Genomic DNA, 15,512 nt, shown 5'->3' on the forward strand with positions numbered 1-15,512 from the left:
AGTGAAAAAGTCAAATCCGTGTTCTCCATTAAATCCGTGTTCTCCGTTAAATCCGTGTTTAATTTTTTGTCCATCGCCGAAGGCTGATGGACAAATTTATTATCACTGATATATTAGTTCCGTGTTGAAGTTGTGTCCCTGGCCTTCGGCAGGGCCACAAATCAAAAAATTAAACACTGATAACACCGAGGAGCACGGATTGGTCTTTCACGGATAATTTTTTGATTTTATTGGTTAATGATGCTTGGATTTTGGGAGGGATTAAGCCGGATTTGCGAGCACTATGGTGCTCCCTCTTCAGATACCTTGATTACACCTACTATTGACTTCAGCCCTCACCTAGCCTCCCCCGTAGGGGAGGGACAGATACTCTCGGTTGTCTGATATTCAATGGCTTACCCACGAGCAAGAGTAACCTGCATCTCCCCTTCGGGGGAGAACGAGAGGGGGCTGATGTCTGTGGCTGAGTAATAAGCCTCTACTGTGGGAAGGACAGGACAGATGAAAGGGTGGATGAAGTCGTTGTGTCCCCAGCCTACGGCATGGACAGAAACGGAAAAGACCTATCCTCACCCGAAGGAAAGGACAGGTCCGTATAGATTGTATTGTTTATCAAAAGATTACTTCACAGTCACCTTTACGCTCTGTGTGCCATTGGCAGTGCGAGCCTTAACAACATACATACCTGCTGGGAGACTTGGAGCCACCTGAGATACGCCGTTGTAAGAACGGACAAGCTTACCGCTGAGGTCGAACACATCAGCCTGAGCACCACCGAGAACGAGCTTGCCAGTCTCAGCATTGTAGTAAACATTGCCGGCTGCGCCGTTGTTCACATCCTGGATGCCAGTGAGATTCTGCTTGAAGCCTACGAAGAGAGCTGCTGCAGAAGCCTCGCAGAATGTTTTCTTTGACTTAGGAGCCCAGAAGCGGAGTGATCTGTTGCGAGCACCACCCCAGTTGAATACTCTCCACAGTGCAGGGTACTGAGGATTTACAGAACCCTCCTGCTGAGCGCAGATAACGAGGCTCTTGGTTGGGTCATACTCGAATGGAGTGTCGAGCTGCAGTGAAAGCATGTTGTCATTGCCAGGATAGAGAGTAACAGGACCGTTGAAGACCTGTGTCATAGTAGACTCATCAAGCCACTGAGAAGCATCAGTGAACTCTGTGAGGTCGCTGTTTGCCATCCATACGGTGAATGTACCGATAGGAAGAGCATCATTAAAGCCGTTGCTGTCATACTCATAACCGATACGCTCGATAATGTTAGAGTCGCTTGGCTTCTCGGCGAAGTCTGACTTCAGATAGATAGACTGTGAACCGCTGACGCCGCCTACACAGCAAGTCGGAGTGTAAGTAGCATCCCACTCATCTTCGCCAGTAACTACCATAGACCATGGAGTAGCGTCGCCGAATGGGATAACATTTACCTTCTTAGCCTCAGAAGTGTTGTTGCCGTTGAACTCGTCCTTAGAGTAAACGACGCGGAATGAGAAGTTATAGTCACCCTCGCCCTGCGGTATGAACTCTACATTAACATCAGCTGTAGACTCAGCGCGAACGACAGGAGTCTCCTCTGTAGAACCAACAACAGTCTCTACGCCGTCGATGTTCTGGAGTACCTCAACCTTGTAAGAACCAGCCTCGACAATCTCGCTACCGTTGTTCTTGACGTTAGCCTTGCACTTGTTGTAGTTGCCGCTCACAGCGTCGCCACCGAAGATCTCGAGGTCGAGAGCCTTGATGTCGTTAGCAAACATAGGCTCAATCTCTACGCCATAGAAGTTGAATGTATCGTAATCTGTATTGTCTGATATACGGAAACCGAAGTAGTAAATACCGTCCTCAGGAGCAGTGAACTTGTCCTCGTATGTCACGATCGGATTGATGTAACCAGAAGCGCTATACTCAGTCTCCTCACCGATCTTCTCTGTCATACCTTCGAGAGTAGGAGTTGTACCAACGTAGCGGCCGATTGTGTGACCAACCTCAGGCCAACCGTTGTTGAACCTAGAAGTGAAGAGGTATGTCCTACCCTTCTCCATACGGAATGCAGGAGATGCAGTCCAGTCCTCACCTACTCCAGCGTAAACAGTGAGCTGATATGTGTGGTTCCAATCTGCATAATTCCATACATTGCCATCGGCAGTCATCGGGTTCTCGAATGCTGTCCACTGTCCAGCCTCATCCTCAGTCTCTGTACCGAACTTCACTGGTGGAAGTGGTGGAATACCAGCCTCAACATCGTTGGAAACCACAGCGTCGCTCACACCTGCCGGTGTCTTGGCAACGATAGTGTATGAGTACTTGCCTCTAACGAGAGAAGCAACCTCCTCATCGGTGAATGTAGTAGCCGCGAGGTCAGAAGCAACTGTCTTCTCGCCCGGGTTACGAACGATGTCATACTTCAGAGAAGCAGGGTCAACGTAACCGTTGTTCTTTCCGTCAACCGGAGCATCCCATGTGAGCTTGACGTTCTCACCATCGAGAGCGGCAGTGAAGTTTGTCACAACGCCAGGGATATCATTACCGGCAACGGCACGGATGCTGTCTGGCACACCCTTCTCACCGTCCACACGGCATGGCACGATATAATATGTGTTGATGCCAGTCTCCGGCTCAGTGTCTTTCCATGTCATCTCCTTACCGATGTTCTCTGCTGTAGCAGCAACGGTAGCGATAAGCTTGGAATTGGCAAAGAGCTCTTCTGAAGAATTCACGCCCTTGGTATAAGAAGCGTTCTTGCGATATATCTGCACATTGGCAAGTTCCTTCAGCTCGTCGCCAGCCCATGTTGTGGTAGGGTTCTTCCAAGCGAGCGTAATGTCGGTAGCACCCTGTGGGTTAGGTGTAGCTGTGAGGTCGGTAACGCGACCTGCTGCATCACGGTTGTCAGCCTTGAAGTAAGGGATATACATACCAACGATCATGTTGCCAGGAAAGAAAGACTGTGGATAGTCAACATACTTGCCGGTCGTAGGATTGAGTTTCACGAAACGGTCGTAGTTGCTTGAACCATCTGTAGTTGCGATGAGGGAAGCGAGGTAGAGGTCGCCTGTCGTATAGTCGAACGAGAGAGAGCCGTAACCGTTTACGAGTACGTCCTTCTTGTCCATATCCTTGATACGCATTGGCTTGCCGTCTACCTTCTCGAACTCTGCATCGTATTTGTTGAGAAGCGTACCAGACCACATGAAGCCTCCGTCCTCAGCAATAGTCCAATAAATAGCTACGGCATACATGTTGCCTTCGTAGTCGAAGCAGAAATCAAGAATCTGGTCTTGGAATCTTTTAACTTCACTCAGTTCACCAGTCTCCTTGTCTATAGTATAAAGGATAGAAACAGCATCTGTATTCTCATCCTCCTGATATTTTGCCATTGCATAGACCTGGTCTTCTGAAGGATTGTAAGACATGTCCTGGATGACAGGGAAAGCCTGAGGGCCAGGTTGGTTATACCAAACTACGGTATATTTTCCCTCACTGTTACGCAAATTCTTGATTGAGGTAGTCTCACCGGTTTCGACATCGAGGGACACGAAATCCTGGAAGCCGCGCCACTCGAAGTTAGGCATGCTGGGATTCAGGCCAGCCGCACCATAGAATCCATAATACTTGTCGCCACCCCAGCAACCAAGGAAGAGACCATACAGCTGCTCACCGATAGCATTTTCAAACTCTCTGATGCGGTTCAGCTTACCTGGGTAAGAGGTATTGAAATAAAGCCAGCTACGCATCTTTGACTCGTCCTCGATCTGTGTTGCGTAGATCTTGGTTCCGAGTGCCTTGTCGTCGATTCCCGAAGGAGCGTAAGACGGGGCTTCCACCTTAGCAGGCGACTTAGCCTTGGTACGCTCAAGTGTCGGGAATGTCTTGACCTTCTGCTGTCCGAATGCGGAGAAGGCCATAACCCCAGCAAAGAGGAAAGTAAGAAATGTTTTTTTCATTGTCTTAAAGGTTAATTGATTAAACATGTGTCATATTAAACGAAAATTCATTCGTGTATTTTGTTGTGTGCAGGTTGTAGTGTCATCACTTGCCTTCTTTACTTGTATTTTTCATTTACCGGTCACAGTGTCACCACTGAAATCCTGCGGAACGCAAGCTGATATGTCGGTCAGACTTGCAGTGTTGTGTCGTGGAACGTTCCTTTAAATCAAAACCGACGTTATGCCAGGAGCAAGGATATAGAGTTTACTAATGTCGATTGCCCTGAAAAAAAAGTCGATTGAGATATTAAAAGGAACCCTTGACCGCCAGAGGTCATTCGCCCGGCAGCCAAGGTTGATATAGTTATGTTTATTTAACAGTCATTGTGATTCCGCCCTTAACAAGAGTCTTTGGAGCTACAGCACCCTTGGAAACTGTTGTAGTGGCAGAATACTGGCGTGCAGAAACACCTGCAACTACTGCCTTAGGCTTAGCCTCACCCTGGAGCCACTCAGCCTTTGAAGCATCTGGAGTGGTGAACTCGAACTTGCAGATTTCGCCCCACTCGCCCTTATTGTTCTGACCTACAGAGATGGCATAGTATCTTGTGCTTGCCTTAACGTTCCACAAGAAGCTGTCAACACCGGTGTGATTGGTGTAAATTGTGGTCTGCTCTGGGAAGAGAACAATGTTGTTGTAGAACTCAGGGTCTTTGTCATATTCATCAGCCTCAACAAGACCGTCACGATAGATGTTTGTCTGATCGTTAGGAGTGAAGATCACACGCTGTACATACTGTATTGTTTGATCCTCAGCTGTGTACTTGTAGAACTCTTCAGCTGGAACCTCAGTAGAAACCAAAGCGGCTCCGTCACCACCGGCACCAACAGTCTTAACCTTGACAATTATATAGTCACCGAGGTTACCGTTCATGTCGACAGGAACGATGCCAACCTCATACTCAGAGCCAGGCTCCTGGTTTTTCCATTCGATAGTCTCAACACCGCTATGCTCAATCTGGCCCCATCCTTTGATCATATCGCCAACGTTAGCGAAGCCGAAGAATGAGCCCATTGTAGTGAATGTACCGAGGATACCACCGCTTGCAACATCGAATGCACAAGCATAGTAGCCGTAGCAGTCTTCGTTAGGAGTGACGGTGATCTTGAAAGAAGTTGTAGTAACTTCAGACACCTCTGCAGTAACAGTAGGTTTGCCGGCGAGGGCAGCCTTAGGAGTCTTGAAAGTAACCTCAGACACACCGCAACCGATTCCATACTCATCGAAACCGAGAGTCATAAGAGTATACTCTGAATCATCAACGAATTTCTGGTCTGCTGAAGGGATTGTCACCTTGGCACCGTTAGAGAAATCATCATACATGACAGGTGTGCCATACTTGTCGATATAATTGGCCTTCTGAGCCTCTGTAGTCATGTTCTTTGCAACGTTTGTAGCAACGCAAGCGAGCTTGAAGCCCTTGCAGGCTGGGCTGTTCTTTACCTTGCACTGGATTTCAGCACCCTCGTCTGTCTTGGTGAAACTGTCGAAAGTGATCTCAGCCACTACCTTACCTTCTACCTTACCGAAGAAGATACTGTCGATGCGCTCTGCGAGGTAGCCGGTCATCGCACCATTAACGTCTCTTACAAGCACACGGTTAGGGTTTGTCTGTGCGTTGCCTACCAATGCGAGCAGCGCGAATACTATTGTGAAGTATAGTTTTTTCATTATCTTTAATTATTAATGTTTTCCTTAATATTGAACTGGTTATTAACTTGGCTTACTTGGCGAACTTGATAGACTTGCCGCCAGCCTTGAACACGTAGACACCCTTCGGCAGGCTCTCCACGCTGATACGCGAACCGTCGAGACGGGCACCGATCATCTGCTGACCATTGATGCTATACACAGCACCCTGCTGGCCGTTGGCACCGTCTGCCCATACATACTGTCCATCGAAATGCAGCATCATCTCGGACGCATTGCCATTCGTAACGGACTGGATGCCGTTTACAAGATCCTTGAACTTGATTGATTTCACGTCGCCGTAGTTGAGCTGCAGCGTTGAGCCATCCTGACTCAGCACGTTGAAGCCGTTCTCACCGAACGTGATCTTTCTAAAATTGGTAAGCTCAACTGCATTGTCGGCCTTTCCCTGGACGCCATAGAAGACGAGAGACTCCGCATTGTCGGCAAATGCCGAAGCGGAGGCAAACACAGCCAATGCCACCAAACATGATTTCTGTTTTTTCATAATATAATTAAATTTTTCGCAAATGTATGAATTTCTTTTTAAAAGTCAAAGAGTTTGGCGAATTATTAACATTTAAGATGCATAAAAAAAGACAAGGCTGATATATATACATATATTATGCCTTGCCTTTATCATATACTTGGTTGTATCGGCATTCTTTAATCAAAGAGTCAGCATGTCAACCAACTTGTCTGTCAACTTGCATATCCGTCAACCGGCTTACAATGTCACCTTCACTGTCTTCACAGCGCCGTCCACCTTGACCTTCAGCAGATAAACGCCCTTCGACAGACCAGCCACGTTGAGTAATGAAGCGTTGCTTGCACCAGCCACCTGGCTACCAGCGAGGTTGAAGAGCTGAGCCTCATCGCAGATTACAGCGAAGTTGAGCACATTGCCGTTGCGTGTGATGCCAAGCTCATTGCCTGAAACAGTGATTATACCAGTCTCACCGATTCCCTCGTAAGAGAGGCTGATTACCGGTGTGTGCTCTGTACCGTAAACTTCTGCCAATGCTGACTGCTCTGACTTGCCGTTGCAGAATGCCGTGCGAGGATACTCGATCTGGAACTCATAGTCAGTGAGCCACTCCGGATGTTCGCTATTGCTTGTTATGACATTGCTGCCCAATGGACTAACGAAATCCATGCAGATGTTGCCACCCTTATATTCATAAGGTGTAGGGAAGTTGATTACCAGATACTTGCCCTGGCCAACGCCGGATACTGTCAAGTCGCCGTCGTATACAGTAGTGAAGCCGTCGGTCTCAAACAGTGCCTTTGTTCCTGCATCGTTGAGCACGTGTGAACGTGATGTCTCCTTGAAAGAGATCTTGGCAGGGAAGGTAAAGCTTGAAGCGCTGTTGCCGTTGTAAGGGATACGCATGCCTGTGAACTTCACGCCCTTCTTCTGCAACTGCTTCTCGAGGAAGATAGCCTGACACTCAGCGTATGGGTCGAAGAGATAGAACGGTGTATGCCATCCCTGGTTGTTGGCGTTATTCAGGTTGATCCATCTTGCGTCGTTCTCTGAATGAACGGTCACTGCGATTGGTGTCTCAATAGTGTTGTCAGCCGGATATGTGTCAGTAGCGAGTTCTACTCGTGCTGTAACGTTGATCTTGCCTTCAGCGCTTGGATACCACTCTACAGGCACCTCTACAGTCTGATCCGGAGCCACTGCCACTCCCTTGCTCTCACCGATAACAACGTGTGTGTCGGCATCAAGAAGAACTACCTTGTAGTCGTTTACAACAGCAGAACCCTCGTTTCTAACTTCAACGGTGAATCTCTGCGGAACGTTGCAGTTCACCTCGTTAGAACCTGTGAGCAGCTGGGCGCTGAGGTCAGAAGTGCTGTATTCACGAACTGAAACGTCCTTCAGATATATGAATCCGTGGTCAGCATCGCTGTAAGCCTGGAAGCCGATGCGGGCTGAACCGCTCTCCTCTGGCTGGAAGTTGTCCTTGCCGGGGAAATAGATTCCCGATGCGGTGTGGAATTCCTCGCAGTCCCAGATAAGCTGCTGCTTGCCGGTGTTGACAGGCTCCTGGCAGAGCATCACTCTCATCTTCTCCATGATTGGATCCATGTTGTCAAACACCCAGTTGATGGTCCAGTATGTGTAGCGCACCTGGTATTCCTTGTTCTTGTCGAATGTGAAGGCCGGTGTATAGAGCCAGTCGTCAGCATCGTTGTTTGTTCGTCCGTAGGTAGTGGTATTTGTCTTGTCATCGAAATACCATGTGCCACCGTCTTCGTTCTTGTCAACGACGAGCCATCTTTCAAATTCCTCCTTGGTCTGGAGCGATGATGTGAACGGGATGTTGCCCTCTGGACCGAAGCTCAAGCTGTTTGATGTGGCTGCTGTTCCCTTGCCCTTTCTGTTTTCCGGAGTCACAACGTATGTATAGCCCTTTGTCTCAGACACGGCGTCGGTAACGCTTGTCGATGTAGTTCCGGATACGATGGTCACGTTGTCTGGCATTCTCACAACGTCGTATTTCAGAGACGCAGCGTCAAAATATCCGCCCTGCTGTCCTGCTGCCGGAGCCTGCCAAGAGATTGTGGCGTTGGCGCCGATTGCCGAAACGGTGACGTTCTGTGGTTCGCCCGGAAGGTCCTCGCCCACGAAAGCTGCATACTCTTTGTATACTCCGTCGCCTGAAGCGTTGAAAGGCACCACCTTATATATATAGTATCCGTCAGTTGTAGGTGTGTCAGTCCATGTGACAGCCTTGTTCTGTGAAGTCTCTGATATGGTCTGCACCAGTTCGCCGTTGCGGTACACCTTCACACCAGAGAGGTCTGCGAGGCTGCCGTTGCGGTAGTTCAGGTTTGGTGTAGTGAAAGAGAGCGAAGCGCTGAGAGCGCCATTGGCATCGGCGGCAACGGTGAAGTTGCGCGGATATGACGGTGTTGCGTCTGGCACATACTGATAAGGTATTGCCATGGCAAGGAGCTGCAGGTCGTTGCTCAGAGAGGTCTTGCTCTTTGCCTCACCGGTCTCTGCATCAAGCTCCACGAAAGATGCTCCGCCGTCTTCTGTCTGTGCCAGCCACCACAGACGGTGTGTGGTCTTGTCAAACTCCATGGACTGGCTGTAGTCGCCCATTCTCACTCCCGTATCCACACCGGTATTTGTCATGGTGCAGGTCTTGGCGGCAGCGTTGATGCTCGAGATTTCAATCTTGTTGAGCATACTTCCTCTGGCGGTCATGCTCATGGCGTAGAGACATCCGTTGTCGGCAGCGAGTGTGAAGATCAGCGATGGTATGGTGGCCACGTGCTTCAGCTCAAGGGATGTACGGTCGATTTCATAAATGTAAGACGTCTGTGCGTCGGTGTCGTAGTTCAGACCGAAGATTCTGTCTGTCTTGGGGTCGTAGGTCATCTCGTCGAGGATGAGAGGTCTCCTGTCTGTAGGATTCTGTATCATCTTCTTTGCCACATACTCACCGGTGTTGATGTTCACCACGCTGATTGCCTTCGGCATGTTGATATTGTTGTAGAATGTGGTCTCGAAAGCGTAATACTCGTCGCCCACGTATGTTCCGGCGGTGAGGATAGGTGTAGAACCGGCGATGTAGCCATAGTCGCGAATCCACTCGAACTTTCCGGGATTGTCTGAAGTGAGCTTGATGAGTCCCATTCCCTTCATGTTCTTCTGGTAGCGCATCTGTCCGAAGATGTCTGCCTCGCCATCCTTTACATTATATATATAAGGGCGGTCGGCGTTTGCCTTCATGATGCTCTTCGCCCACTGTGGACGCAAGCCTTTTTCTACTTGATTCGGTATAAAATCGCCAGAGATATTGCCTACCTGGCGTGCCGGCACTGCGTTCTGTGCCATGGGGGCAGCCAAAATTGTAAGCATACACCCAAATGTCAATGAAAATCTTTTTAATGCAGACATAGTTTAAATATTAAAGGTAATTTTGATGCAAAGTTATATTTTTTTTCCAAATAGTTGTAATTAATTGAAAAACTTTTGTATTTTTGCAGCAAATTCATGGTGTTGGAGACGGCTATGGTTTTGTATCATCCGTTTATTGCATGTCTTGGCAGCATTCCAGAGTATAATTAATTAGCATAAAAGACAATAAACATTTGCGCTTAGGCGCAGGGAGCAACACGACGGTAAACTCATTCTCGGTCTCCACAATTTAAGAAAAACTTAAAACTTACGTGATGAAAAACTTTACCCAAAAAATGTTTTTTGCAGGTGTATGTGCGTTGATGTTCACCCCTGCAAGTGCACAGTTCCTGGCAAGAGAGAAGGCTTCACAGAACAAGGTGACAGCCCCGGTTTCACTTCAGTCTGAGGCTCCTGTCGTAAAGAAGGCTGCCGAAGGCAAGAAGCAGGGATTCAAGATGCAGCTGCTCTCTGTAAAGAAGGCTGACGGCACCAACCCTTACGCCAAGTACGGTGAATTCGAGGAGTTGCTCTATGAGGATTTCTCTAAGCTGACGACAGGTAGCGTCGGCAACCCTGACTTCAATACAAACCTCTATGATGCATTTACACAGGTTGACGACTACGATGGACATAAATACGAAATTCCATGGTACAGCTTCAACCCTGACTATCTGAACACACAGGGTGTTTATGACGAGAAGCACGGTTCTGTAAGCCGTTGGGGTGTAAACAACGGTTTCCCTGCCGGCGGTGCCCTCTACATGTATCTGCAGGACGACGATGAGGATTGCGAATACTCACAGAGTCATGTGAATACCTGCCTCATCGACTGCTCTAAGTATCAGGGCGACGTTCTCCTCCAGTTCGACGCATTTACAGACAACGCCAAGAGCACAAACTTCATCTCTCAGGTAGAGGCTGCAGAGACAAACGGCATGGGTCCACAATGGAATGTATTGGGAAGCCTCACTCTTCCTGAAATCAACAGCGAGAGAAAGACTTACACAATCCTTTTCCGCGGCGCTGACAAGTCTACTATCTTCAACATCATAGGACAGCGTGGCGCTCTGGAGCGTGGCGGCGATATCTACGGAAACTCTTTCTATATCGACAACATCAAGGTTTCTGTATTGAAGCCATTCGTGAACGCTCCTGAGAACCTGAAGATGAAATACTACAAGGGAGACAACTTCAAGCTCGCTTGGGACAAGGTGGACGGCGCTGACAAGTATCTCGTAGACGTTTACACAAAGCAGGTTATCCGGAACGACATGGGCGGCACCCAGGAGACTATCGGCGACTACCTGCTGCAGGACGAGGAGACAACTGACAACTTCCTCCAGGTGAACAACGCAAAGAACGGCGAGGTTTACTACTACAGAGTTCGCGCGATGAAGGGCAACCAGGTTTCTATGGAGTCTAATGAGGAGAAGAAGATCCTCGGCGTTGTAGCTCCTACATTGGAGATTGTTGACAGCTATGCCGACTCTAAGTACACAGCAATGTGGAAGCCGGTTCCTGGAGCTGAGCGCTACAGCTATCAGGCATTCGCTGCAAACAAGATCACTGAGGACACAAAGTTGGCAGTTGTGGACACCAACTTCGAGGGCATGCCTTACAACGACGGATTCGAGTGGAAGGCGACAAGCTGGGGCGAGATAATAGAGCAGTATGACACTCCTAAGTATTCTACTACCGAGCCAGACCCAAGCAACTTAACAGGTACTTACACTTGTCTTGACAAGATGTCTGGATGGACGGCATACTGTTGGGCTCTCTATAAGGACGCCCTCGTAATCGACGGCTACCAGTCAGTCATCAACCACGACAACGCTTCCCTGCAGTGTGCTCCAATGGACCTCTCTAAGGACAACGGCAAGTTCGACGTTACCATCACTCTGAAGGGTGAGTGCGCTAAAGGTTATGTAGACCAGGACAACAATCCTGTATATGCTCACGCTGCTTTGGCAACATTCGTATACGACCAGGAGCTTGACGACTACGTACAGGGTGAGACAAAGTTCATCGCGGATACAAACGACAAGGAGTGGAAGACCACTACTTGTAGCTTCTCTAACGGTTCAGAGGACATGATATTCGGTGTATTCGCTACATACGCTCCTTCTAACCTGTATATCCATGACATCAAGATTGAGCAGAACTACAAGGCTGGCGACACATTCATGAAGTCATTCGACTACTACTACCGCGTAGAGGGTGTGGAAGTAGAGAAGAACGGCGAGAAGTATCTCTCACTGGAGATTCCATTGGTTGGCGAGACAGCCGGCAAGGATGTTTACCACCGCATGCAGTCTGTACGTCTCGGACAGGCAGCTAGCCAGTTCACAAGTGCTACATTCTGCGAAAGCCAGTGGAGCGAACCTACACTCGTAGCTGAGAATGTGGTTACTGGTATCGAGAAGACTACTGAGGTAGGCAAGAAGTCTGCTACTGTATTCATGCAGGGCGACAACCTCGTTATCAACAACCCTGCCGGTGAGGAGGTTCACATCTTCGGCATGAACGGTGCTGAGCTGAACGCTGACAAGAGCGGCAACGCTTCTATCAAGATGGCTATGCCTGCTGACAACTCATTCATCGTTAAGGTTGGCAAGCAGTCTATCAAGATTGCTGTCATCAAGTAAGACTCGGATAAACTATAATCTGAAATAATCTCGAATGAGGGTGTGTCTATATGACATACCCTCATTTTTATATATTCCATTTAGAGTGATATCGGTTTTCATTTCTGACCGGAGGGCATCGATGAAGGATAATGGACATATTGTAGAACCGACGAAATCCCTCTTCTAAAAAAAAACAAAAAAACATGCAAGCGTTGACGACCGATTTAGGACAAATCATGCAGCAAGAACTTGGCGAAAGGCCCCATTTTGTCCCTAAAAAGTAAAAAAAGACACAAAAGTTTAATCAAGTCAAAAAATATTTGTAACTTTGCAACCCAAATGTATAAATAGTACATTTACACATTACTGATAAAACAGATGGAAAGCTTAGAGTCTTTGAAGATAGACCTGAAGAGTCTGGACACAGGCGCATTGAGCACCAGCTGCCACTTGGGAGACGAATTCTTTGAGGCGGCAGAGAGTGACGAGATAAAGAGCGGCGATGTGATGCTCTCTATTTCGGCACGCAAAAGTGTGTCAGGACTATACGAGATAGACTTCCATGCCGAGGGCACTGTGAAAGTGCCTTGCGACCTTTGTCTCGACGACATGGACCAGCCGATATGCACAGACAACAGGCTGCTGGCTAAGCTCGGAGAAGAATACTCAGACGAAGACGACATCGTGACGGTGGAAAAGGACGACGCAGTGCTCGACACCGCATGGTTCGTATATGAATCCATAGCCCTCGACATTCCCATCAAGCATGTGCATGCACCTGGAAAATGCAATCCTGCAATGATAAAGGCTCTCGAGGAGCACTCCGCAGCCCGAAGCTCGGAGGAGGAAAACGAAACGGCAGTGGATCCACGATGGAGTGAATTAGAAAAATTAAAATCAATAATTAAAGATTAAAGAAAAATGGCACATCCTAAAAGAAGACAGTCAAAGACTCGTACACTCAAGAGAAGAACTCATGATAAGGCAGTAGCTCCTACACTGGCAGTATGCCCTAACTGCGGCGCTTACTATGTATATCACACAGTATGCTCTACTTGCGGTTACTACAGAGGCAAGGTTGCTATCGTAAAGGAGACTGCAGAATAATACCGTCATGGAAAAGATAAACGCAGTAATCACAGGCATCGGAGGGTACGTTCCTGACTATGTGCTGAACAACCAGGAGTTGTCGAGAATGGTCGACACCAACGATGAATGGATTATGACGCGTGTCGGAATAAAAGAGCGCCGAATTCTCACCGAAGAGGGTATCGGAACCTCTTATATGGCACGCAAAGCGGCAAAACAGCTCCTGAAGAAAACGGGAGTTGACCCGGACACCATCGACGCAATTATCGTAGCCACAAGTACGGCGGACTACAAGTTCCCGTCTACAGCATCCATCGTGTTGGGCAAGCTCGGACTGAAGAACGCTTTCGCGTTCGACATGTGGTCGGCTTGTTGTGGATTCATTTATACGCTCGATACTGCCGCTTCAATGATCCAGAGCGGAAGATACAAAAAGATTATCGTTATCGGAGCCGACAAGATGTCGTCTGTGGTTGACTATACCGACCGCAGCACTTGTGCTCTCTTCGGTGACGGAGCAGCTGCAGTTCTCGTGGAGGGAACGACAGAAGACGTGGGTCTTAAAGACTCTTATTTCCGCAGCGACGGACATGGACTGCCATTCCTGCACTTGAAAGCTGGCGGTTCTGTATGCCCGGCTTCCCACTTCACAGTAGACCACCGTCTGCACTACCTCTATCAGGAGGGACGCACCGTGTTCCGCTATGCAGTGACAAGCATGAGCAACGACTGTGCACTCATCGCCGAGCGCAACGGACTGAACAAGGACAACATCCGTTTCGTGGTGCCTCACCAGGCTAACATCCGCATCATTGAGGCTGTGGCAAAGCGTCTGGAGCTTCCTATGGAGCAGGTGATGGTGAACATCGAGCATTTCGGAAACACCTCTGCCGCCACTATTCCATTGGCTCTCTGGGAGAACGAGAGCAAGCTGAAGAAGGGCGACAACCTTATCTTCACTGCCTTCGGAGCAGGCTTCGTTCACGGAGCTTCATACTACAAATGGGGCTACGACGGCAGCACCGTGGAGCAGGGATAACACACTCCTTGACTGAAACAAAAAATCTTTATATCAGATAAAGCGCATCTGCAATGACGGAAGTCATACAGATGCGTTTTTTTGTCAGAACGCCATTTTAGTGACGGAAACATAATAACTTACCACAAAAACAACGGAAAGGATGTCCGACAAAAGGCAATGAAAGGTCAAAATGGCGCATATTGAAAGGTAAATGTTTGGCGTACAACAATTTTTCAGTATATTTGCAAATAAAAAAGACAGATAAAATGCACAAAGCAGGATTCGTGAACATCGTGGGAAACCCGAATGTGGGAAAATCCACGCTAATGAACCAGTTGGTGGGCGAGCGCATCAGCATCGCCACATTCAAGGCGCAGACCACAAGACACAGGATAATGGGCATCGTGAACAGCGACGACGCACAGATAGTATTCTCCGACACCCCAGGAGTACTGAAACCAAACTACAAGTTGCAGGAGTCGATGCTCGCCTTCTCTGAATCGGCATTGACGGATGCCGACGTGCTGCTCTATGTCACCGACGTGGTGGAGAATCCGGAGAAGAACATGGAGTTTCTGGAAAAGGTGCAGAAGATGAGCATCCCCGTGATACTGCTCATCAACAAGATTGACCAAAGCGACCAGAAGACGCTCGGAACGCTCGTAACGAAATGGCACTCTCTGTTGCCCGACGCAGAGATACTGCCGCTCTCGGCAAAGAACAAGTTCGGAGTGGACATGCTGCTCAAACGCATAAAAGAGCTGCTGCCCGACTCCCCACCCTACTTCGACAAGGACCAGCTGACCGACAAGCCGGCGAGATTCTTCGTGAGCGAGATAATCAGAGAGAAGATCCTGCTCTACTACGACAAAGAGATTCCATACTCGGTGGAAGTATCGGTGCAGTCGTTCAAGGAGGACGAGAAGCGCATCAACATCCACGCTGTAGTCTATGTGGAACGCGACTCACAGAAAGGCATCATCATCGGCCATCAAGGTGTGGCACTGAAGAAGCTGGGATCGGAAGCGCGCAAGTCGCTCGAACGGTTCTTCGGCAAGAAGATTTATCTGGAACTGTTCGTTAAGGTGGACAAAGACTGGCGCAGCTCTAAGAGGGAGCTGGACAGCTTCGGATATAATCCGGACTAAGCCGGAGAGACGGGGACAAA

General features: G+C 48.6%; 9 protein-coding genes. 5 read left to right on the top strand and 4 right to left on the bottom strand.

Translation table 11 applies throughout. The features are described 5' to 3' along the window. Positions 1-620 precede the first annotated feature (620 nt). The 4 genes from ST42_RS11420 to ST42_RS11435 all read right to left on the bottom strand — a co-directional run bounded on the left by ST42_RS11420 (position 621) and on the right by ST42_RS11435 (position 9,565). Positions 621-3,950, bottom strand: coding sequence for a T9SS type A sorting domain-containing protein (locus ST42_RS11420; RefSeq protein ID WP_197068945.1), 3,330 nt, complete (start codon positions 3,948-3,950; stop codon positions 621-623). Between the two features lie 352 nt (positions 3,951-4,302). Then, positions 4,303-5,664 carry a hypothetical protein gene (locus ST42_RS11425; protein ID WP_044073597.1) on the bottom strand — a complete coding sequence of 454 codons (1,362 nt, stop codon included), beginning with the start codon at positions 5,662-5,664 and terminating at the stop codon, positions 4,303-4,305. A 52-nt stretch (positions 5,665-5,716) separates the two neighbouring features. Beyond that, complete coding sequence (locus tag ST42_RS11430; protein WP_044073598.1) at positions 5,717-6,190, bottom strand: hypothetical protein; 474 nt, start codon at positions 6,188-6,190, stop codon at positions 5,717-5,719. Positions 6,191-6,409: 219 nt separating this feature from the next. Then, entirely contained in the window at positions 6,410-9,565 is a 3,156-nt protein-coding gene (locus ST42_RS11435; RefSeq protein ID WP_197068946.1) for a hypothetical protein, read from the bottom strand. 335 nt (positions 9,566-9,900) lie between these two features. On the opposite strand from ST42_RS11435, the gene ST42_RS11440 reads away from it, so the two are divergent. From ST42_RS11440 to era, 5 genes are all read left to right on the top strand, one after another. Further along, a complete protein-coding gene (locus tag ST42_RS11440) occupies positions 9,901-12,252 on the top strand; it encodes a fibronectin type III domain-containing protein (protein WP_156139359.1) in 2,352 nt (783 codons plus the stop codon). A 360-nt stretch (positions 12,253-12,612) separates the two neighbouring features. After that, positions 12,613-13,149: a YceD family protein gene (locus tag ST42_RS11445; RefSeq protein ID WP_022316051.1), complete on the top strand. Its 537-nt coding sequence runs from the start codon at positions 12,613-12,615 to the stop codon at positions 13,147-13,149. A gap of 6 nt (positions 13,150-13,155) precedes the next feature. Then, positions 13,156-13,341: a 50S ribosomal protein L32 gene (gene rpmF, locus ST42_RS13655; RefSeq protein ID WP_022316052.1), complete on the top strand. Its 186-nt coding sequence runs from the start codon at positions 13,156-13,158 to the stop codon at positions 13,339-13,341. A 7-nt stretch (positions 13,342-13,348) separates the two neighbouring features. Beyond that, a complete protein-coding gene (locus tag ST42_RS11450) occupies positions 13,349-14,362 on the top strand; it encodes a beta-ketoacyl-ACP synthase III (RefSeq protein WP_022316053.1) in 1,014 nt (337 codons plus the stop codon). A gap of 248 nt (positions 14,363-14,610) precedes the next feature. Further along, positions 14,611-15,492: a GTPase Era gene (gene era / locus ST42_RS11455; protein WP_042517399.1), complete on the top strand. Its 882-nt coding sequence runs from the start codon at positions 14,611-14,613 to the stop codon at positions 15,490-15,492. Positions 15,493-15,512 lie beyond the last annotated feature (20 nt).

The organism is Prevotella pectinovora (genome assembly GCF_000834015.1).
Taxonomy (GTDB): Bacteria; Bacteroidota; Bacteroidia; order Bacteroidales; family Bacteroidaceae; genus Prevotella; species Prevotella pectinovora.